Genomic DNA, 357 nt, shown 5'->3' with positions numbered 1-357 from the left:
AGCGCTTGCATGGCATGCAAGAGGTCAACGGTTCGATCCCGTTTAGCTCCACCAATTTACAGGTTCAAGGTCTGGCCACACCGTCCTTGAATCGATCAGAACTCAGCTCTGATCAGTTGTACAGAAGGTTTTGTCCCCTTCGTCTAGTGGCCTAGGACACCGCCCTTTCACGGCGGTAACAGGGGTTCGAGTCCCCTAGGGGACGCCAGTTTCAACAAGCAGCTCGCAAGGTCTGCTGCGTCGCGAGACGAAAAATCCGGGGCTATAGCTCAGCTGGGAGAGCGCTTGCATGGCATGCAAGAGGTCAACGGTTCGATCCCGTTTAGCTCCACCAATTTACAGGTTCAAGGTCTGGCC

General features: G+C 54.9%; 2 tRNA genes. Both read left to right on the top strand.

Annotated elements, in window-relative coordinates:
- Window positions 1-132 precede the first annotated feature (132 nt).
- Window positions 133-208: transfer RNA gene (locus BHC62_RS05945), tRNA-Glu, on the top strand.
- Window positions 209-258: 50 nt separating this feature from the next.
- Window positions 259-334 (top strand) — tRNA-Ala (locus tag BHC62_RS05940).
- The last annotated feature ends 23 nt before the right edge of the window (window positions 335-357 follow it).

Origin of the sequence: Pseudomonas sp. 06C 126 (assembly GCF_001855215.1) — a bacterium.
Classification (GTDB): Bacteria; Pseudomonadota; Gammaproteobacteria; order Pseudomonadales; family Pseudomonadaceae; genus Aquipseudomonas; species Aquipseudomonas proteolytica.
The sequence above is the reverse complement of the archived record's forward strand: the minus strand, read 5'-3'. Positions and strand labels throughout refer to the sequence as shown.